Origin of the sequence: endosymbiont of Riftia pachyptila (vent Ph05) (assembly GCF_000224455.1) — a bacterium.
Lineage (GTDB): Bacteria > Pseudomonadota > Gammaproteobacteria > Chromatiales > Chromatiaceae > Endoriftia > Endoriftia persephonae.
Genome location: NZ_AFOC01000075.1, coordinates 1 through 19,487, shown reverse-complemented (window position 1 = coordinate 19,487; position 19,487 = coordinate 1). Strand labels below are relative to the sequence as shown.

General features: G+C 51.6%; 19 protein-coding genes and 3 pseudogenes. 13 read left to right on the top strand and 9 right to left on the bottom strand.

The genetic code is table 11. The features are described from left to right. Together RIFP1SYM_RS11775 and RIFP1SYM_RS11770 are read right to left on the bottom strand one after the other, a co-directional pair. On the bottom strand, nt 1–402 hold a 402-nt coding region (locus RIFP1SYM_RS11775; protein ID WP_039960384.1), incomplete at its 3' end, for a hypothetical protein. A gap of 1 nt (nt 403) precedes the next feature. Further along, a complete protein-coding gene (locus RIFP1SYM_RS11770; protein WP_139042135.1) occupies nt 404–877 on the bottom strand; it encodes a hypothetical protein in 474 nt (157 codons plus the stop codon). Nucleotides 878–1,384: 507 nt separating this feature from the next. On the opposite strand from RIFP1SYM_RS11770, the gene RIFP1SYM_RS11765 reads away from it, so the two are divergent. The 6 genes and pseudogenes from RIFP1SYM_RS11765 to RIFP1SYM_RS11745 all read left to right on the top strand — a co-directional run bounded on the left by RIFP1SYM_RS11765 (nt 1,385) and on the right by RIFP1SYM_RS11745 (nt 8,502). Then, on the top strand, nt 1,385–3,577 hold the full coding sequence (locus RIFP1SYM_RS11765; protein ID WP_005964865.1) for an HAD-IIB family hydrolase: 2,193 nt from the start codon (nt 1,385–1,387) through the stop codon (nt 3,575–3,577). Continuing rightward, nucleotides 3,574–4,432, top strand: a pseudogene (locus RIFP1SYM_RS11760) (HAD-IIB family hydrolase). Before RIFP1SYM_RS11765 ends, RIFP1SYM_RS11760 begins: the two are co-directional and overlap by 4 nt. A 90-nt stretch (nt 4,433–4,522) precedes the next feature. Beyond that, on the top strand, nt 4,523–5,146 hold the full coding sequence (locus RIFP1SYM_RS11755) for a PfkB family carbohydrate kinase (protein WP_005964856.1): 624 nt from the start codon (nt 4,523–4,525) through the stop codon (nt 5,144–5,146). Then, nucleotides 5,052–5,402 (top strand): carbohydrate kinase family protein, encoded by a 351-nt coding sequence (locus RIFP1SYM_RS18820; protein WP_338063178.1) that lies wholly within the window; start codon nt 5,052–5,054, stop codon nt 5,400–5,402. Before RIFP1SYM_RS11755 ends, RIFP1SYM_RS18820 begins: the two co-directional genes overlap by 95 nt. Before the next feature lie 35 nt (nt 5,403–5,437). Next, on the top strand, nt 5,438–7,411 hold the full coding sequence (locus RIFP1SYM_RS11750) for an alpha-amylase family glycosyl hydrolase (RefSeq protein ID WP_005964850.1): 1,974 nt from the start codon (nt 5,438–5,440) through the stop codon (nt 7,409–7,411). Nucleotides 7,412–7,608: 197 nt separating this feature from the next. Continuing rightward, a complete protein-coding gene (locus tag RIFP1SYM_RS11745; protein WP_005964848.1) occupies nt 7,609–8,502 on the top strand; it encodes a cation diffusion facilitator family transporter in 894 nt (297 codons plus the stop codon). A 313-nt stretch (nt 8,503–8,815) separates the two neighbouring features. Here the strand turns inward: RIFP1SYM_RS11745 and RIFP1SYM_RS17045 are convergent, their stop codons facing one another. Continuing rightward, nucleotides 8,816–9,316 (bottom strand): BCAM0308 family protein, encoded by a 501-nt coding sequence (locus RIFP1SYM_RS17045; protein ID WP_081417750.1) that lies wholly within the window; start codon nt 9,314–9,316, stop codon nt 8,816–8,818. 216 nt (nt 9,317–9,532) lie between these two features. Here RIFP1SYM_RS17045 and ahcY point away from each other — a divergent pair, with 216 nt between their 5' ends. Further along, on the top strand, nt 9,533–10,816 hold the full coding sequence (gene ahcY, locus RIFP1SYM_RS11735; RefSeq protein WP_005964845.1) for an adenosylhomocysteinase: 1,284 nt from the start codon (nt 9,533–9,535) through the stop codon (nt 10,814–10,816). Between the two features lie 27 nt (nt 10,817–10,843). After that, nucleotides 10,844–11,704: an alpha/beta hydrolase gene (locus tag RIFP1SYM_RS11730; RefSeq protein WP_039960386.1), complete on the top strand. Its 861-nt coding sequence runs from the start codon at nt 10,844–10,846 to the stop codon at nt 11,702–11,704. Between the two features lie 46 nt (nt 11,705–11,750). Here RIFP1SYM_RS11730 and RIFP1SYM_RS17040 read toward each other — a convergent pair whose 3' ends face one another. The 3 genes from RIFP1SYM_RS17040 to RIFP1SYM_RS11715 form a co-directional block, all read right to left on the bottom strand. Then, nucleotides 11,751–12,317 carry an HPF/RaiA family ribosome-associated protein gene (locus RIFP1SYM_RS17040; RefSeq protein ID WP_081417752.1) on the bottom strand — a complete coding sequence of 189 codons (567 nt, stop codon included), beginning with the start codon at nt 12,315–12,317 and terminating at the stop codon, nt 11,751–11,753. A 61-nt stretch (nt 12,318–12,378) separates the two neighbouring features. Next, on the bottom strand, nt 12,379–13,134 hold the full coding sequence (locus RIFP1SYM_RS11720) for a slipin family protein (RefSeq protein WP_005964840.1): 756 nt from the start codon (nt 13,132–13,134) through the stop codon (nt 12,379–12,381). Then, nucleotides 13,131–14,549, bottom strand: coding sequence for an NfeD family protein (locus RIFP1SYM_RS11715; RefSeq protein ID WP_005964838.1), 1,419 nt, complete (start codon nt 14,547–14,549; stop codon nt 13,131–13,133). The genes RIFP1SYM_RS11720 and RIFP1SYM_RS11715 overlap by 4 nt, the downstream gene beginning before the upstream one ends. A gap of 176 nt (nt 14,550–14,725) precedes the next feature. On the opposite strand from RIFP1SYM_RS11715, the gene RIFP1SYM_RS17535 reads away from it, so the two are divergent. From RIFP1SYM_RS17535 to RIFP1SYM_RS11705, 4 genes and pseudogenes are all read left to right on the top strand, one after another. Continuing rightward, nucleotides 14,726–15,079, top strand: coding sequence for a DUF7980 family protein (locus RIFP1SYM_RS17535; RefSeq protein ID WP_138921925.1), 354 nt, complete (start codon nt 14,726–14,728; stop codon nt 15,077–15,079). A gap of 10 nt (nt 15,080–15,089) precedes the next feature. After that, nucleotides 15,090–16,246 (top strand): annotated as a pseudogene (locus RIFP1SYM_RS11710) (methionine adenosyltransferase). Further along, nucleotides 16,140–16,439: a hypothetical protein gene (locus RIFP1SYM_RS18205; protein WP_240991739.1), complete on the top strand. Its 300-nt coding sequence runs from the start codon at nt 16,140–16,142 to the stop codon at nt 16,437–16,439. Before RIFP1SYM_RS11710 ends, RIFP1SYM_RS18205 begins: the two are co-directional and overlap by 107 nt. Nucleotides 16,440–16,736: 297 nt before the next feature. Further along, nucleotides 16,737–17,404 (top strand): annotated as a pseudogene (locus RIFP1SYM_RS11705) (IS3 family transposase); the annotation flags it as partial. A gap of 217 nt (nt 17,405–17,621) precedes the next feature. Here RIFP1SYM_RS11705 and RIFP1SYM_RS18200 read toward each other — a convergent pair. From RIFP1SYM_RS18200 to RIFP1SYM_RS17530, 3 genes are read right to left on the bottom strand one after another with little or no spacing between them, the layout of a single operon-like run. Continuing rightward, nucleotides 17,622–17,798: a hypothetical protein gene (locus tag RIFP1SYM_RS18200; RefSeq protein WP_240991737.1), complete on the bottom strand. Its 177-nt coding sequence runs from the start codon at nt 17,796–17,798 to the stop codon at nt 17,622–17,624. Nucleotides 17,799–17,806: 8 nt separating this feature from the next. Then, nucleotides 17,807–18,259, bottom strand: coding sequence for a metallophosphoesterase family protein (locus RIFP1SYM_RS17020; RefSeq protein WP_081417749.1), 453 nt, complete (start codon nt 18,257–18,259; stop codon nt 17,807–17,809). Continuing rightward, nucleotides 18,259–18,417, bottom strand: coding sequence for a metallophosphoesterase family protein (locus tag RIFP1SYM_RS17530; RefSeq protein ID WP_139042134.1), 159 nt, complete (start codon nt 18,415–18,417; stop codon nt 18,259–18,261). Before RIFP1SYM_RS17530 ends, RIFP1SYM_RS17020 begins: the two co-directional genes overlap by 1 nt. Nucleotides 18,418–18,637: 220 nt before the next feature. On the opposite strand from RIFP1SYM_RS17530, the gene RIFP1SYM_RS11695 reads away from it, so the two are divergent. Next, entirely contained in the window at nt 18,638–19,036 is a 399-nt protein-coding gene (locus tag RIFP1SYM_RS11695; protein WP_240991735.1) for a TraR/DksA family transcriptional regulator, read from the top strand. The last annotated feature ends 451 nt before the right edge of the window (nt 19,037–19,487 follow it).

Genomic DNA, 19,487 nt, shown 5'->3' with positions numbered 1-19,487 from the left:
GATGCGTCGCTGAATCTCGCGGATGTCACCCATCACCGCGCCATCCGGCGCCATGATCAGATCCTCGATCTCAGCAATCTCCTCATGCGTATAGGGATTGCTGATAATCGAGCTTTCGTAGCTACTGTCTTTGAAGGCTTCATGGATGTAGGGATCATCGATGCTGAACGGGATAAACGGCCCATAGTTGCTCGGGCCGGCGGTGATCCAGATCAGGCGATGGTTCGGCACTGTCATGCTGCCCCAGATCGAGGTCGGATTGTGCATGTGCCAGATGTGAGCGAGATCGCGCACCTCAAACAGGTTCGGATCACCTCGACTCCAGTTATCCATGTTGTTGACTTCGCTCCAGAAGCCGATCTCCTTAAACCCCACCAGGTAGAAGGGGTCATCCGGACCCAACTCATTGATACCGTTGCTGCGAATGTAGGCAGGTGCGCATCCCGCCATTACGGGAAGGCCCGGTCTGCAATACCGTGTTGGGGATCGCCTCCGGTGCGATCAGCTCCGCCATTTCCTCGAAGTCGGAACCCAGGGCAGCGGCATGCTCACGCACCTCACGGTCGTCCGGGCCGCCGGTGCCACCGGCATTTTGGGTGTTCCAGGTGAGGCCTGCATCGTTCAGGCAGGAGTGGAATTGCCTCGGCCCGTCATCGGGAGGCCCGATACAGATGAAGCCGTGTTCGTAAGTGTAGGGTCCAAACTGGCTGCCACGCGCCGGGCTGCCCGGCGGCATGTAGACAATGGTGTTGGGCTGTCCTCCCTGGGCGGCCTTGACGATGACCGGGGTGGAACTGTCGGTATAGGTCACTCCAGGTCCCAGAGGGCCTGTCATCGCCGCCATGGTGGTTGCATGACTCTCAATAGAAATACTCAAGAGAACCGCTGCGAAAAGAATCGGGGCAAAAATCTGCCGCTGAAAAGTGCTCCATGCCATGCTCGATCACCCGGTTAATCGTTGATTTTTTCTTCCTTTTTTCTGCGAATTAAAATTACTTTTTCCGACAAACTGATCAACTAGGATGATTTGGCGCCGTGATAAGGCTCACGCTTAGCAGATAAATGGCATATTTGTTGCTGAAATCTTCCGGCGTCCTCTGGCATACTGTATGCCCCTTTAGAAAAACACAGACCTTTTTTCGCCCCACCTGCCACGTCTCCATCTGCGCAGCGAGCTGCTGAAGAGGCCCCTGAGCACTACACAGCAGGGTCGGGCCGGTTGCCCTCCCAGGGGACGACGCGTCCCACACGCCTGCAGCCCAGCAAAAGAGCCTGTTGCAAAACGTCTTCTATGGTGTGAGCGATACCATTTCGACTATCATCAGTGACAGAAAACGCTCCCAGAGAACGGCCGGGGCGGAAGTCGAACAGGTGAGACCAGTCAGTGACGCATCTTGGCTCAGGAGCCACCATCGATAACAGCAAACCACTCTACCTCTGTCTGATTAGTGTGCATGGCTTGATCCGGGGCGAGGATCTGGAACTGGGCCGTGATGCCGATACCGGCGGTCAGACCAAATATGTGGTTGAACTGGCCAAGGCGCTGGCCAATCAACCTGCTGTCGGCAGGGTCGACCTGCTCACACGCCTGGTCGACGATCCAGACGTGCACCAGGATTATGCGCAACCACTGGAGGATCTGGGCAACGGCGCACGCATCGTTCGCATCGAGGCAGGGCCTCGGGGTTATCTCCCAAAAGAGGCGCTGTGGGAACATCTCGACAGCTTCATCGACAACACCACCAGGCTGTTCGATGAACAACAGCAGCTGCCCGACCTGCTGCACAGCCACTATGCGGATGCAGGCTATATCGGCTGTCGCCTCTCACACATCCTCGGCCTGCCGCTGATCCACACCGGCCACTCACTGGGCCGGGTCAAGCGCCGCCGCCTGCTCGCCAGCGGCATCAGCGCCACCGAGGTGGAGGAGCGCTACCGGATGTCGCGGCGCATCGAAGCGGAGGAGATGACCCTGGCCTCCGCCGAGCGGGTCATCACTAGCACCCATCAGGAGATCGAAGAGCAGTACGAGCTCTACGACCACTACCAACCCGAACAGATGGTGGTGATCCCCCCTGGCACCGACCTGACCCGTTTTCACCCCCCCCAGGGTGGTGAGTGGCAGACCCATATCGCCGACGAACTGGGGCGCTTTCTCCGCGAGCCTGAACGCCCCATCATCCTCGCCCTATCACGCCCCGACCCACGCAAAAACATCGCCGCACTACTCACCGCCTACGGCCAAGACCCAGAGCTACAGGCGATGGCCAATCTGGTGGTGGTGCTCGGCAATCGGGATGATATCGCCGAGCTGGACAACGGCGCCCAAGAGGTGCTGGGGGAGCTGCTGCAACTGATCGATCGCTACGACCTGTATGGCAAGGTTGCCTACCCCAAACACCACACAGCGGATGACGTGCCGCTGATCTACCGGTTGGCAGCGCTCTCCAACGGCGTGTTCGTCAATCCGGCACTGACCGAGCCCTTCGGTCTGACCCTGATCGAGGCGGCGGCCAGCGGTCTGCCGATCGTCGCCACTGAGGATGGCGGCCCCCGCGACATCACCGCCAACTGTCAGAATGGCCTGCTGATTGACCCCCTCGACCCGGAAGATATCGCCCTCGCCCTGAAGAGCGTGCTGCTCGACTGGGAGCAGTGGCAGCAGCGTTCGGTTCTCGGCCTGCAGGGGGTGCGTGAACACTACGTCTGGAATGCCCATGCGCAGCGCTATCTGGAGATGGTACTGCCGGTCGTGGCGAAGACTGCCCCACCGCTGGTGCGCACTGCACGCGGTCGGCGTCCCATGCTTTATCACGACCGGGCGATCTTTACCGACCTCGATCAAAATCTGCTGGGTGATAAGGGATCACTGGCGGAGCTGGTCAGCCTGCTACGAAAAAATCGTAAGTGCGTCTCCTTCGGCATCGCCACCGGCCGCCGCCTCGACTCAGCCCTGAAGGTGATGAAAAAGTACCACATCCCGGAGCCAGACGTGCTGATCACCAGCGGCGGCAGCGCCATCCACTATGCGCCGAAACTGACCGAGGACACGGCTTGGACCCGCCACATCGAAAAACAGTGGACCCCGCAACTGGTACGCCGGGTGTTAAACGCGCTGCCCGGTCTGCAGCCGCAGCCGCGAGTCGAACAGAGCCACTTCAAGATCAGCTACTACATCGATCCGGAGAAGGCGCCCTGTCTCGACGAGATCAACCAGCTGCTGCACCAGGAGGAGCTCTCGGTCAACGTGGTGCTCTCGTTCGGCCAGTTCCTCGATGTGTTGCCGATCCGCGCCTCCAAGGGGCTGGCGCTACGCTTCATGGCGACGCACTGGGGCATCCCGCTGGAACGCATCCTGGTGGCCGGCGGCTCCGGCGCCGACGAGGATATGATGCGTGGCAATACCCTGGCGGTGGTGGTGGGCAACCGCCACCATGAGGAGCTGTCGCAGCTGGAAGACGCCGAACGCATCTATTTCGCCCATGCCCCCTACGCCGCGGGCATCCTCGAAGCGCTGCAGCACTACGACTTCTTCCGCAGCTGTCAGCTGGCGGAGCCCGAGGGGAGCACCAGATGACGACTCCGCTGCTGCTTTGTACCGACCTCGACCGCACTCTGCTGCCCAACGGGGTCGAGCCTGAATCACCGGATGCACGCTGGCGCTTCACCCATTTGGTCGAGCAGCCAGAAGTGATCCTGGTGTTTGTCAGCGGACGCGATCGTCGTCTGGTGCAGGAAGCGATCAAGAACTATCTGCTGCCACGTCCCGACTTTGTCATCAGCAATGTCGGTAGCACGATCTACGACCTTCGACAGGGAGCTTGGCAGCTCTGGTCCCACTGGCAGGAGGAGATCGCTCCCGACTGGAACGGTCTCGATCACCAGGCACTACGCCTGCTGCTGAGTGATCTCGACAACCTGCGGTTGCAAGAGCACAGCAAACAGAACCGCTACAAGCTCAGCTACTATCTACCACTGCACCTGGAGCAGCAGTCGTTGGTGAAAAAGATAGAGGCACGCTTTCAGCAGTATGGTGTCGCCGCCAACCTGATTCTCAGCGTCGATGAGCCGGCTGGCGTTGGCCTTGCTCGATATCCTTCCGCGCCGAGCCAGCAAGCTGCATGCAGTAGAGTTCCTGCAAGATTATCTCGGCATCCCGCGCCATCAGACCCTGTTTGCCGGTGATAGCGGTAACGATCTGCCGGTGCTGGCGAGCCCGATCCCCTCGGTGCTGGTCGCCAACGCCATGCCCTCAGTGGTAGAGGATGCGATCGCCGCCAGTCGCATCAACGGTACCCTCCCTGCACTCTACCTGGCCAGCGGCGGGCTTTTCGGCATGAATGGCAACTATAGCGCCGGCATTCTGGAGGGCGTCGCCCACTTCCACCCCGAGTTGCAGCCACTGATCGAGGGGGTTGAGAGTCATCTCTAGATCCGGCTCCAGTCAGATAGGGCCGTGCAAGCAGGCGCGATGTTTGATTGCCGAGTTATCAGACAAACCACCCAATAAGCTGAGGCAGAAATGGAATCACACCCGATCATCTTTGGCGAAGTGCTGTTCGACTGCTTTGAAGATGGCAGCCGTGTGTTGGGCGGTGCCCCCTTCAATGTCGCCTGGCATCTGCAGGCATTGGGCGCAGCCCCCCTCTTCATCAGCCGCGTGGGGGACGACTCGCTGGGGCGGCGGATCCGCGACACCATGCAGCAGTGGGGGTTGAGCAGCGCCGCGCTGCAGCTCGACTCTGCCCACCCCACCGGCAGCGTCGAGGTGACCATCCAGGATGGCGAGCCACACTTCGAGATTGTCGCCGAGCGCGCCTATGACTTCATTCAGGCCAATGCGCTACCACCGCTCGAGGCCACCCTGATCTACCATGGCAGTCTGGCGCTACGCCAGCCCCACTCGGCCAGCGCCCTCGCCAGTCTGAAACAGAGCCATCCAGCCCCGATCTTCCTGGACGTCAACCTGCGCCCCCCTTGGTGGAATGCGGAATCGATCAACCAGATGCTGGATGACGCTACCTGGGCCAAGCTCAATGATGACGAGGTGAATACCCTGCTGCCGGGCAGCGAAGAACCTGCAGAACAAAGCGGAGCACCTGCTGCAGTGCCATCAACTCGAGCTGATCATCGTCACCCGCGGTAGCCAGGGCGCGTTTGCACTGAACAGCCAGCAGCACCACGCCGAGATCGTTCCCACCAGCGACACCAGGGTGGTCGACACAGTGGGTGCCGGTGACGCCTTCGCCAGCATCTGCATCCTGGGGCTGCTCAGGGACTGGGATCTTGCCAGCATGCTGAGCCGCGCCCAGGTGTTTGCCTCGCTGATCGTCGGCATGCGTGGCGCAACCGTGCGGGATACCGCCCTCTACCAGAGACTGAAACAGCAGTGGGGACTCTGATACCCTGCCCCACCCCAACATAAAAGAAGCCAAGCATGTACGAACAGGTCGCCCACTCCCTACTGAACGAGATCCTCGACCGCCTCAAGCCGGAGATCCGGCGCCAGGATCTGCGCCACTTCTACACTCGTCTCGGCGCCAACTTCTACGCCATCCACAGCCTGTTCCACTTGCTCTACGGCAAGCGTAGCGACTTCACCGAACAGATGATCAATCTGGTGGAAGTAATGGCCAACCAATACATCACCCGCAGCAAGCAGCTGGAACAGAGCGATATAGCACGGGAGAAGGAGCACAACTGGTTTCTCAGCCAGCAATGGGTTGGCATGGCGCTCTATGCCGACGGCTTCGCCGACGACCTGCGGGGGGTCCGCTCACGGCTCCCCTATCTGCAGGAGCTGGGGATCAACATGGTTCACCTGATGCCGGTGCTGAAGTGCCCCGAGAGCGCCAGCGATGGCGGCTATGCGGTGAGTGATTTCCGCCAGCTCGACAGCCGCGTCGGCAACCTCGACGACCTGCGCGAGCTGGCCGAGTCCATGCACAAACGGGAGATGCTGCTGGTGTTCGACGTGGTGGTCAACCACACCTCCGACGAACACGCTTGGGCGCAGATGGCCCGCAGCGGCAAGCAAAAATATCAGGACTACTACTACATCTTCGGCAACCGCGACGTGCCCGACATGTTTGAGGAGACCATGCCTGAGATCTTCCCCGAGACCTCGCCCGGCAACTTCACCTGGGACGAGACGATGGGCAAGTGGGTGATGAGCGTGTTTCACGACTACCAGTGGGATCTGAACTACAGCAATCCGGCGGTGTTCATCGAGATGATCGACATCATCCTATTCTGGGCCAACCAGGGGGCCGACATCGTACGCCTCGATGCAGTGGCCTTCCTCTGGAAGAAGATTGGCACCAGCTGCCAGAATGAGCGCGAGGCCCACCTGATCCTGCAGTTGATGAAGGACTGCTGCCAAGTCACCGCCCCCGGCGTATTGTTTATCGCCGAGGCGATCGTCGCGCCGGTAGAGATCATCAAATATTTCGGCGAGGATGCGGTGATCGCCAAGGAGTGTGAGATCGCCTACAACGCCACCTTCATGGCGCTACTCTGGGATGCGGTCGCCACCCGCAATGCCAAGCTGCTCAACCAGGGCATCCGCAACCTGCCAGACAAACTCGACCGCGCCACCTGGCTCAACTATATCCGCTGCCACGACGACATCGGCCTCGGCTTCGATGACCGGGACATCCGCCTTGCCGGTTACGAACCCCTCGCCCACCGACGCTTTCTGGTGGACTACTTCACCGGCACCTACGACGACTCTGAGGCCAAGGGACAACCCTTCGGCGTCAATGAGAAGACCGGTGACGCCCGTATCTCCGGCTCGCTGGCCTCGCTGGTGGGGCTGGAGTGGGCACTGGAACAGGACGATCCGGAGGCAATCGAGCGCGCTGTCAAACTGATCCTACTACTGCACGGCATGATCCTCTCCTTCGGCGGCATCCCACTGCTCTACTACGGCGACGAGATCGGTACTCTCAACGACTGCAGTTTTCTGCAGGATGAGAGCAAGGCCGGCGATAACCGCTGGATGCATCGTCCGCAGCTCGACTGGCAGAAAGCCGAGCTGCGGCTACGCCACGGCACTGTCGAACAGCAAATCTTTGACGGCCTGAAGAAGATAATCGCGGTGCGCAAGAGCATTCCCGCCTTCGCCGACTTCAACAACCGCGAATTGCTAGAACTCGACAACCCACACCTGTTCGCCTTCTGGCGCAGCCACCCCAACCAGAGCGGCGACCGGGTGCTGGTAGTCGCCAACTTCGACGCCTCACCCCAATACATCAACCTGAACGAACTCGGCAACCGCGGCATGTTCTGCTACGGCCAGGTCAAAGACCTCTGCAGCGGCGAGTCACCAGCCCTGTTCAAAGAGCAATTGGTGATACCGCCCTACCGCTTCTACTGGCTGACAGACCAGCAGCCGGAAGTGGAACTGTGAGGACTACGCTGATATTACCTTCAGCTCCACGCATCACAGGCAGCGAATTCCGGGGACAGAATTCTGGCATAGTGGTTTGTGCTGCCGGTGCTGTATGGGGTGTTTTCCCGCGCCGCGTACTATTCGAAAGATAAGGAGGATTAGCGCTACTCTATAAGTAATATGGGAGTATTAATGCATTCAGCAAAGAGCCACCGGTGGATCACGATCACCAGCATCATGATGTAGAGACAATGGGCGACCGTCGTTTGGCAATTGCCATCGCCTTTAATATGCTACTGACGCTGGCACAGGTGATCGGCGGCGTGATCTCAGGCAGCCTGGCGCTGATCGCTGACGCATTGCACAATTTCAGCGACGCCAGCTCACTGTTCATTGCCTGGGTGGCGCGTAAAATTGGTCGGCAACCCGCTGACCATTTCAAGACCTTTGGTTACAAACGGGCCGAGGTTATCGCCGCACTCATCAATCTGGTAACACTGGTGCTGATCGGTTTCTATCTCATCTATGAAGCGATATGGCGTATTTTCGAACCGCAGGTGATCGAAGGCTGGACGGTGGTCATCGTTGCCGGAATTGCACTGGTGGTGGATATAGCCACGGCGATACTCACCTACCATATGTCCAAAACCAGCATGAACATCCGCGCCGCCTTCCTGCATAACGTCTCGGACGCCCTGGCCTCGGTCGGGGTCATCATCGCCGGCGCCCTGATTCTGCTCTATGGCTGGTACTGGAGTGACACGCTGCTGACGCTGCTCATCGCCACCTACGTACTCTATCAGGCCGCCACGATGTTGCCACAAACCCTGCACATCCTCATGCAGGGCACGCCGAAAGATATTGTTATCGATGATGTCATCCATGCCATGCAGCAGGTGGCCGGCGTAAGCAACGTCCATCACGTCCATATCTGGCAGCTTGATGAATACCGCAACGCGCTGGAAGCGCATGTGGTGACCTCAGATGTTAGTCAAATGGAACCAACCAAGGCAGCCCTCAAAGAGGTATTAACGCAGCGGTTCTCCATCTCCCACTCCACACTGGAGTTCGAGATAACCCATTGTGCAGAAGGTCGAGAAGCGTGTTGATCCTCCTGGATCTCCAGTCAGACGAGTTCAAGGGATAGGAATTTGCTTTCTCGACGCAATGCCGATTTAACAGCTCCGCTCCTCTCGCAGGCAACGGCTCATGTGTTAACTCATAGCTCAGAGGGATCCTGGCTACCCCCCGGCCAATCGTCCTCCCACGGCGGAGCCCGCAGAGGTGGTAGTGGGTCCCGTAGAAGTTGCAATTTGACAATGCCTATAGCATGAAACCTTGTCCATATGATTGTATATTCCCTGTATTGCTCATTCCGACCTGCAAATAGTCGGCGCCAGATTATTGGGCTTGTATAACGATTTAACGCTTCCAGCTAACACGAAGCATAATATCGCCCTCCGTATACTGATAATCCAGTTTGCCCTTATAGGCATGATGCAAGGCTTCCCCCGCTCCTCTCGCCAGATGCGCATCAGTAAAGCTATAAATCATTTCACCATCCTCCGTCTCCGTTCCCATGATACGTTTAAGCGGATGTTCGCTTTTTTCCCGTTTTTCTACTTTAAGAATCAGCGCCTGGATTTCATCTTTATGTTGCACATAAAAATCGCCGCTGATTGTAAGAAAACCGGCCGGCACCTTGTCATGAATTCGATGGCATGCCGGACACATCGTTTCATGTGCATCCGCCGGTATCGTACCCCATTGCCAATGTCCTTTATGGTATACCGCACTGCAAACTGGACAGACTGTCGGTTCTTTCAATTTGGTTTTGGAATGATAAGGATCATGTTCCAGTTCTCGTAGCAAACGATGATCACCTTGCCGAATAAAATCCGTTTTTTTACCCGTACTGGTCATAACATGCTCCTTGTATCTATTATTACACATTTGTTAACAGGCTTTATTCAAGTATATGACCGAATCATTTATTAATCTATGCCGTTAGATCATTAACAGAAATATGGATTAAAAAACCTCATAAACTCAGTCTATATTTTAATGAGCATGGAAATAAAGACAGTATTATTAGGAATATAAGGTAAACTTGATTTATCTTCATTCTGGAACAATACAATGAAAAATAGTATTAACTTTGATATCAAGACCCCTGCCCTGGTCGAGCAAGGCAAACGGCGCATCGAATGGGCCTGGCAGGAAATGCCTGTATTACACATACTTACCAAACGTTTCATACATCAACGACCATTGAAAAACATTCGCATCAGTGGCTGTCTGCACATTACCACCGAAACGGCAAATCTAGCCCGAACTCTCAAGGCTGCCGGTGCAGAGATTGTACTCTGTGCCAGCAACCCTCTCAGCACGCAGGATGATGTCGCCGCCGCACTTGTCAAACATTATAAAATTCCTGTATACGCCATTCGCAGTGAAACGACTGAGCAGTATTATCAACATATCAATGTCGCGCTTGATCATCAGCCGGTTATTACCATGGATGATGGCGCGGATCTGGTCAGTGAGATCCACAAATCTAGACCTGAACTGATTCCAGAAATGATCGGTGGAACCGAAGAAACCACCACCGGTGTTATTCGCTTACGGGCCATGGCAACGGAAGGCGCATTGCAGTTCCCGATTATTGCTGTCAACGATGCCATGACCAAACATCTGTTTGATAATCGCTACGGCACCGGCCAAAGCACTCTGGATGGCATAATACGTGCCACTAATGTCTTGCTCGCAGGCAAGACGTTCACTGTTGTTGGTTATGGCTGGTGTGGACGAGGTATCGCCATGCGTGCCAAAGGGCATGGTGCCAAAGTAGTGGTTACTGAAGTTGACCCCTTAAAAGCACTAGAAGCCAGCATGGATGGCTATCAGGTCATGCCACTGATTGAAGCCTCCAAAATATCAGACTTTATTATTACCGCTACTGGCGACAAGCATGTGGTGGATAAACACCATATGCAAGTGATGAAAGATGGTTGCATCCTGGCAAACTCCGGTCATTTTAATGTCGAGATCAATATTCCTGCCCTTGAGTCACTTTCAATGAATCAACATCGTCCCCGCCCTTCAGTTGATGAATACATCCTCACTGATGGCAGAAAACTTCGTCTGCTAGCAGAAGGCCGGCTGGTCAATCTTGCCGCCGCCGAAGGCCATCCTTCTGCAGTCATGGATATGAGTTTTGCCAATCAGGTATTGTGTGCTGTTTACCTGGCTAACCTGAAAAGCAAAGGCAAACCAAAACTGGAAAACACGGTACATAATGTGCCATCTGAACTTGATCGGGAAGTGGCCAGATTAAAACTAGCCGCGATGGCTATTGATATCGATACGCTGACCCCGGAACAACAACATTATCTGTCATCCTGGCAGGAAGGCACATTATAAATTAACCAACAATGTCGGCTATATATGATGGAATGGCTCTGGAAATTATTACCCCTTGGCATTGCAGGCTATGTCGCATTCAGTGCTTTAGTCTATTTCATGCAGCCCGGAATGATTTTCTATCCCAATATACCCGGACGAGGGCTTGTCACCACACCAAAAAGTATCGGCCTAGATTATGAGGATGTAGAACTGATTACCGATGACGGCACCAGGATACATGGCTGGTTCATTCCAAATAGCAAGGCATCTGATACGCAAAAACAGGCAACCCTGTTATTTTTACATGGTAACGCCGGCAATATTTCTCACCGTCTGGATTCCATCAAACTATTTAATAACCTTGGCCTGGACATATTGATTATTGATTACCGTGGCTATGGACAAAGCACAGGCAAACCAACCGAGGCCGGAACCTATCAGGATGCAGAAGCCGCCTGGCATTATTTAACGGCAACTCGTGGTATTAAAGAAAATAAAATTATTCTCTTTGGCCGTTCGCTGGGTGGTTCAATCTCCGCCTGGCTGGCCAGTCAGCATACACCGGCTGCACTGATTGTTGAATCCAGCTTTAGTTCCGCCCATTCCATGGGGCAGCGCATCTATCCTTTTCTACCGGTGCGTTTGCTCAGTCGTTTCCAGTACAACACTAAAGAATATGTCAAAGCAATACACTGTCCTGTGCTGGTGGCGCATAGTCGTGATGATGACATTATTCCCTACGAAGAAGGCCGGGATATTTTTAATTCCGCCCACGAACCCAGATATTTTCTGAAAATGCGTGGCGGCCATAATGACGGATTTATCATTAGTGGCTCAAGTTATGTCGATGCACTGGAATCATTTATTAACACTAGCGTCAATCAACAAAACATGAATACACAATAGTTTATTGTCGGCATCCGTTTCACTTTAGCGGATTGTACCTGTAATTTCATGTGACAATATGATGTTTACCAATCACATGCACCCTACTTGCCTGGGGACCCTCATCACCGGCCTCTTCCGTAAAGCGGACTTCATTGCCGATTTCCAGCACATCATAATCACCGTTAACAATGCTGTTACGGTGAAAATATATTTCACGTCCATCATCAGCCTGGATCATGCCATAGCCTTCATCAGCAACCAGTTTTGATATCGCACCATGAGGTGGAACTTCATGAAGTTTGACCTTTTGTCGCTGTTTCCTGGCAAAGTCCTGTAATTGCCGACGCGCGGCATTAAATGCATCCCGCACCGTTACATAGGCATCTTCATGGGCATGATGTTGATCAGGTGAACGACTAACAACAATTTCATCACCCGGCACAGTTATATCCACCCTGACGTGATACAAATTTCCTTTATGATGATGTCCATGTGGGGATTCAATCATAATCCGGCAACTCATAATCTGATCATAGTATTCTTCCAGCTTGGCAGCTTTTTCACGAATATCCGCTTCCAGCGCATCGGAATGGGGAATATCACGAAATGTAACCTGTAATGGTATTTTCATAACTACTGCCTCCATTAGTCATTTCAAGTACTCTTAAACTCAACGATCTATGCAACCTGATTTATTCAACCTTTTTAATCAGGCCTTCAATAAGCTCCATTGGCAAAGGAAATACAATCGTATTGGAACGCTCACCTGCAATTTCAGTCAGCGTTTGCAAATAACGTAATTGCAAAGCCTGGGATTGTTGCGAAAGGGTCCTTGCTGCTTCCAGTAACTTATCGGCCGCCTGCATTTCACCTTCTGCATGGATAACCTTGGCACGTCGGGTACGCTCGGCTTCAGCTTGTTTGGCAATGGCACGCACCATACTTTCATTCAGATCAACATGTTTAATTTCAACATTGCTGACCTTGATGCCCCAGGCATCAGTTTGCTGGTCCAGAATACTTTGCACATCCGCATTGAGTCGCTCACGTTCCGACAGCATTTCATCCAACTCATGTTGCCCCAATACAGATCGCAAGGTGGTCTGGGCAAGCTGACTGGTCGCCACATAAAAGTCCTCTACCTGGATAATCGCCTTGTCAGGTTCAATCACCCGGAAATAAACCACCGCGTTAACCTTTACTGAGACATTGTCACGTGAAATGACATCCTGACTCGGCACATCCATAACGATAGTACGCAAATCAACCCGAACCATTTGCTGGATAAGCGGAACAACAATAATGAAGCCGGGGCCTTTGACTTTCCAGAAACGACCCAGCAGGAAAATCACACCACGTTCATATTCACGTAGTATCCTGATTGCACTGAACAGAAGCAGTACAACAAAAGAAATTAAAATATAAAAGGTATACGCTGTCATAGTCATGGTTCTGACTCCTCTGTTGTCTTATCCAAAGGTTCAACCTCCAGAGTTAAACCCTTGACTCCGATCACCTTGACCCGCTGGCCTTCGTGTAAGGGGACATTGCTGATAGCATTCCAGTTCTCACTATGAATAGACACAGTGCCCTTGCGCTCAAAGTCAACCACCACAATGGCAGTGCCACCGGTCAATTCTTCCAGTCCACTCACCACCGGTCGCCGCCGCACCTTGACCGCCATGCCAATAATAAAAATAAATATCAGGGCACTGGTTGCCGCAAAGGTTATGATCACTGAAATATCAATACCAAAGCCGGGTGTCTCTGTATCCATCAGGATGATCGAGCCAAACACAAACGAAATAACACCGCCGATACCCAGCACACCGAAACTAGGTTCAAAGGCTTCCCCTATCATTAAGGCAACACCCAGTAATATGAGTGCCATCCCGGCATAGTTGATGGGTAACATCTGGAATGAATACAATGCCAGTAACAGGGAGATGGCGCCGATAGTTCCTGGCACAATGGCACCGGGATTGGACAATTCGAAGATCAGGCCGTAAATCCCGATCAGCATCAGAATATAAGCAATATTCGGATTGGTTATCACGCTCAGCAAACGGCTACGCCAGTCAGGCTCAATTTGCTGAACAACCCGTCCGGTTGTATGCAAGGTGCGTTTCTCACCTTGCACTTTAACTTCTCTACCCTCCACCTGCTTCAGGAGATCAGCCATGCTGGTAGCGATAATATCAATAACGTTCAGTTTCAAGGCATCACTTGCCGGCAGGCTGGCCGCTTCCCGTACTGCTTTTTCCGCCCAGTCCTGATTCCGGCCATGGAGTTCGGCCAACCCACGGATATAGGCCACCGCATCATTAATTGCCTTGTTCTTCATCGCATCATCACTGGCTATGGTTTCTGGTTTATCATCCCTGTCTTTTTCCTTATCCTGATTATTTTCCCTGTTCTTAACCCCCTTCTTATCGGGAGCCGTGGGTTGCGGAAACCCACCTATTTGCACCGGTGTCGCAGCGCCCAGGTTGGTACCCGGCGCCATAGCCGCAATATGGCTAGCATAAAGGATAAAGGTACCCGCACTGGCGGCACGGGCACCCGTTGGTGCAACATAACTGACAACAGGCACAGAAGAATTGGTAATATTTTTAACAATCCCGCGCATGGCTGTATCAAGCCCACCGGGGGTGTCTATACGAATCACCACCAGTTCAGCCTTTTGCTCATTTGCTAATTCAAGTGCCCGTTCAATATAATCATCCGTTGCCGGGCCAATGGCATCTTCGATGGTAAGTTGAATAATATGCCCATCCAGCCTGTCGGCACAAACCGCAGGCCCCATAAAAGCAGCCACTATCAATAGCGGTATGACGAAAAATATTCTTGTCAGTCTCGCCATGCTTACAATTTCCTGTTATTAATCTAAGTACGCATTCTAAATACCAGTCCACCATGAATGTATGTGCTATTAACCAAGTGATCTGGCATTTGGAACTTTAATCTACTTTAAGCATAGCTGTTGTACGACTGCTTTGCGACACAGAAACAGTATTAAGTATAGACAAAGTAAACTGCATGGTTATGAAGCAGCATTTAAAAAATTCGATACTGGTGACTATTGGCTTTATTCTTTCACCTTTGTCCTGGTGGAATGACCTTGTAGTCAATGTACCGCTGGGATATGCGTTTGCCTGGCCGTTTTCACTCATCAATGAGCAACTATTTTTGCCTGCTTTTATCCTGGGTTACTGGTTAACCAACCTGCTTGGTTTTTTGTTGCTACATTGGGGCAGCGAAGGATTGCTTTATCAAAGCCGATCAACCATCAGCATAAGAAGAAGTCTTGTTGTTTCAGTAATATATTCAGTTATTGTGATGCTAATGGTTCTATTCGGCTGGATTGCATCACCAACAGAATATCTGGACTAGATATTGCATTATGCAGCAACTTAATACTACAGCTATCAATACCATTCCGTATGCCAAACAACCGGTGGAAATCGTGGAACGCAAGGGTATGAGCCACCCCGATACCATCTGTGATGCGCTGGCTGAAGAGCTGAGCCGGTCCCTGTGCCAGTTCTATCTCGAACATTTTGGACTGGTGTTACATCATAATGTCGATAAAGCCCTTTTATGGGGCGGCACATCACAACCGCTCTTTGGCGGTGGCAAGATACTGGCTCCAATGGAAATCTTTCTGGCTGGACGAGCGACTTGTGAATACAAAGGCATCAGGGTTCCGGTTAAAGAACTGATGCACGATAGTGCTTCAAACTGGCTTGAATCGAATTTTCACGTCTTTGATCCCGCACAACACATCAAACTGCATTGCTTAATCCGACCCGGTTCAATGGATCTAGTTGAACTTTATCTTCGTCAGAAAGAAACTGGCATTGCGCTGGCCAATGACACCTCATGTGGTGTGGGCTATGCACCATTGAGTGAACTGGAACGTGTTGTTCTGCAGATAGAAAAGAAACTCAACAGTAACGAAATCAAATCATTACATCCAGAAATCGGTGAAGACATCAAGGTCATGGGCACACGCCGGGGTGATACAGTTGAACTGACCATCGCCTGTGCCTTTATAGATCGCTATATTTCAAGCCTGCACGACTATTTCGATAAAAAATTACATCTTGCCTCTCTGGTTGAACATGAAACGAAACTGACCACGCACAAGCAGGTAATGGTTACCATCAATGCTGCCGATGATATTGCCGCAGAAAGCATCTATTTAACGATAACCGGTACTTCCGCCGAATCCGGCGATGATGGTGAAGTGGGCCGTGGCAATCGGGTCAATGGTTTGATCACGCCCTATCGCTCGATGAACATGGAAGCTGCGGCGGGGAAAACCCGGTGACCCACGTTGGCAAACTCTACAATATTGTGGCACAGCAGATCACCGATAGTCTGGTGCAGGAGCTTGATGAAATAGAGGAAGCTTATTGTTATCTGGTCAGCCAGATTGGCAGTCCGATCAATGAACCAAAAATCGTGGATCTTCGCCTGCAACACAGCACAAGTTGGAATTTTCTATCTAAACCCAGACAAGACCTTTACTCTTGTCAGTGGTCCTTACCATCTTAAATTTCTTGATGGTTATTATCCGCTGCATGTCAGTTTTGCTGTCACCTATCCTGGAGATCGACTACGCTTTACTGAAATGAAACCGGTACATCCTCTGGACATGCACCCCATGTTACAGGCGGGAAAAGTAAGTATCGATACCTTTTTTGAAGGTCGTTTGATAATAAAAATGAATTTTCAGGCTATTGAATAATCGTCAATCCTTATGGCTAAGGAGCCTCTGATTAAGTCTGGACGAAGTGGATTATGACTCAGAATATTCAGATTCAATGCACAAATCGCACGTAAAGCTATCGCTCCTCCCCTACATCCCTGTAGGGGGATAGCTGGCCATTGCGAACGACTGCATGAATGCAGGAGGTAAAGCAACGAATGGAGCAGTTGCCGAGATTTCCCAGGCAGAAGCTAGATATTCTGAACACAAGATACGAGTTCATGGCTTGATCAGAGGCTCCCTAAAATACACTTGGCGCGCACCTCTCAACAAAGCCTGATGCGGATCATTGACGAGCAGTATCTGAGAACCCCGTTTTTTGGTTCCAGGCAGATGACCGACTGGCTGCGCCTGAATGGGCATCAGGTCAAGCGCAAGCGGATCCAGCGGCTCATGTGTATCATGGGCCTGGAAGGCACAGTACCAGGGCCACACACGTCGAAGCCCCACCCGAAAAACAAGGTCTATCCGTACCTGCTGAGAGGACTGGTACTCCGCCATTCCAATCTCGTGTGGTCTGCCGACATCACCGTCATCCCGATGCCGGTTGGCTTCATGTATCTGGTGGCAATCATCGACTGGTACAGCCGCTACGCACTTACTTGGCGATTATCCAACACCATCGATACGCCGTTCTGTCTGGAGGCACTCGATCATGCACTGTCACATGCCCATCCGTGTATCTTCAACAGCGACCAAGGGCGCCAGTTCACCAGCGTTGACTTCACCGGCCGGCTGCTGGAAAACCAGATCCTGATCAGCATGGACGGCCGCAGCCGGGCATTGGATAATGTTTTATTGAACGACTCTGGCGCAGCGTCAAGTACGAGGATATCTATCTGCGTGAATATGGCTCTGTACCAGCACTCGAACAGGGGCTGACGGCGTATTTCCGGTTCTACAACCAGGAACGCCCGCACAGCTCGTTGGATGGCCGGACCCCGGCCTAGGTTCATGTATCAGTCCTGCCCAGGCAGGACTGATCATGCTTTTTCAGGCGCCAGATCTTTACTTATTTTCACCCTGATGCTGTCCAACGATTGGGAGCCACTTCAGTCAGGCTGTCGTCATCACCTGTCAGACCTGTACGTTGACGCATCAAATCCGAGAAATCACTTGCGGTTCCCTTGCCCAACACAAACCCTGAATCATTTACCGCCTTCATACTCTTTTTGGCATAGTTTGTACATCAACCCCCTGCTCCGTAGCCAGTTTCACAAAACCATTATGAAATCCTTCTTCTGCAAGCATACCGCCAAAATCAAACAGTACAGCACATATAATTGTATCAGTCACAATAGTTACGAGGTTTAATGAAAAATAAACAATTTTTCGCATTATTCATCTCATGCCCCCCAGTTCCATGACTTTACGATAGATTTATCTGGCAGAGAAAGAAATTCAACCTTCATTTCAGGCAGACTTAGTATTCCGCAAGCATTGTTAAAACAGGTACTACCCGGGTTAATGAGTAATACATCACCAAGTTGTTCCGCATAAACCTGGTGAGAATGGCCAACAATCAGAATATCATATTCAAATCCCGCCAAAGCTTGAGTCCAGATTTCCTTTTGTTCAGAAACCACCCCCCCTTTTTCATCCAGCAACTTGATTCCATGCCTATCATGAGTCGGTGGGCGGGAATGAACCATATACAGGCTTTTACCTTCAATTGTAAATTCTAGCGCAGCCGGTAATTGCGCAATCCATGACTCAGCAGGCGTTCTATCGTCCTGATTTATACCCTGTAAATGCCAGTTATCATGATTACCAATAACCGTTTTACATTCATTACTGATTAATAATTCAGCGGTTCATCCAGATCATTACCATATCCGGCAATATCCCCCGCACATAAAATCATCTCCACTCCAATCTTTTTCAGAAGCGACAGCGCCTCACCCAAAGGTTCAGGATAGGAATGAACATCACCAATTAAACCGATTTTTGTTGCCATAATTTCTCCGTTACTGATCTGTAGAAAACATAGCCAAAGAAATATATGTTTTATCGATGAAAACATATTTGCATATAATCCATTTCGTGCATATGCTTATGAATATCAGCACATCAATTTAATGCCGAATACAAACCCAACAAAATCACATCAATGTAATAAAACAGATCTGCACCCAGGAAAGCCTCTAAATGACTCTTCCAAACAGGAGGAACAGGCCATGCCAGCAAAGCTCACTAACAGACAGATTGCCGAATTTCACCAACAACTCAGAGACCGTTATTACGAACTGCGGGAAGAAGTTCGACAAGAATTATTAAAATCAGATAATGAACAGTATATTGATCTGGCAACACGTGTTCATGATATAGCCGAAGAGTCGGTTGCCGATTTTCTGGTCGATCTGAATCTAGCCAATATCGACAGACACATTAATGAAATTCGTGAGATCGACGCTAGCCTGATCCGACTCGCTCAAGGCAACTACGGCAAGTGCTCTGACTGTGGCGAAGCCATTTCTGAACAACGCTTAAAAGTCAATCCAACATCCTGTCGTTGCTATAATTGTCAGGAAATACATGATAAGAAGTTCGTCCAACCAGGACATGCAAGTCTTTAATTTGACAGAAAACAGGTTCCATAAAGCAATATAATCATGTAGTACCTGGCGCGTAATACGAAGCAGATTAGGTCGTATATTTTTCCTCTAAATGGAGGGATACCGATCCACATTTTATCATGAATCACTTATTATCCCTTTCTACCTTATCTCTCAGGTTTCGCAAGATCATAACCTTTGCTTGATTTTAATTTAACGTCGTCAGCGTGTATTGGCTTTCAATCAAATCAGCCCGCACTGCCCATCCTGCTCGGGCGTAAGAGCACTTTGCCCTGACTTCATGCTATATATAATTTTTTTATTACCACAATGACATTCTTAGGCGTATATGTTCGCTCTATGTAAATAATAGATGTTTGAAATCAACCAGAAAACAACAAATTATCTGGACATATTGTTTTAACCAGGAGCATCTGCAGTGATGATGTCTATAATCCATATGAGCAAGTCC

What these genes read in the sequence shown, in the direction of transcription:
- RIFP1SYM_RS11755 (WP_005964856.1), top strand. Translation starts at nt 4,523, where the DNA reads ATGGAATCACACCCGATCATCTTTGGCGAAGTGCTGTTCGACTGCTTT.
- RIFP1SYM_RS11750 (WP_005964850.1), top strand. Translation starts at nt 5,438, where the DNA reads ATGTACGAACAGGTCGCCCACTCCCTACTGAACGAGATCCTCGACCGC.
- RIFP1SYM_RS17045 (WP_081417750.1), bottom strand. Translation starts at nt 9,316, where the DNA reads ATGACCAGTACGGGTAAAAAAACGGATTTTATTCGGCAAGGTGATCAT.
- ahcY (WP_005964845.1), top strand. Translation starts at nt 9,533, where the DNA reads ATGAAAAATAGTATTAACTTTGATATCAAGACCCCTGCCCTGGTCGAG.
- RIFP1SYM_RS11730 (WP_039960386.1), top strand. Translation starts at nt 10,844, where the DNA reads ATGGAATGGCTCTGGAAATTATTACCCCTTGGCATTGCAGGCTATGTC.
- RIFP1SYM_RS17040 (WP_081417752.1), bottom strand. Translation starts at nt 12,317, where the DNA reads ATGAAAATACCATTACAGGTTACATTTCGTGATATTCCCCATTCCGAT.
- RIFP1SYM_RS11720 (WP_005964840.1), bottom strand. Translation starts at nt 13,134, where the DNA reads ATGACTATGACAGCGTATACCTTTTATATTTTAATTTCTTTTGTTGTA.
- RIFP1SYM_RS11715 (WP_005964838.1), bottom strand. Translation starts at nt 14,549, where the DNA reads ATGGCGAGACTGACAAGAATATTTTTCGTCATACCGCTATTGATAGTG.
- RIFP1SYM_RS17535 (WP_138921925.1), top strand. Translation starts at nt 14,726, where the DNA reads ATGGTTATGAAGCAGCATTTAAAAAATTCGATACTGGTGACTATTGGC.
- RIFP1SYM_RS18205 (WP_240991739.1), top strand. Translation starts at nt 16,140, where the DNA reads ATGAACCAAAAATCGTGGATCTTCGCCTGCAACACAGCACAAGTTGGA.
- RIFP1SYM_RS18200 (WP_240991737.1), bottom strand. Translation starts at nt 17,798, where the DNA reads ATGCGAAAAATTGTTTATTTTTCATTAAACCTCGTAACTATTGTGACT.
- RIFP1SYM_RS17530 (WP_139042134.1), bottom strand. Translation starts at nt 18,417, where the DNA reads ATGGCAACAAAAATCGGTTTAATTGGTGATGTTCATTCCTATCCTGAA.
- RIFP1SYM_RS11695 (WP_240991735.1), top strand. Translation starts at nt 18,638, where the DNA reads ATGCCAGCAAAGCTCACTAACAGACAGATTGCCGAATTTCACCAACAA.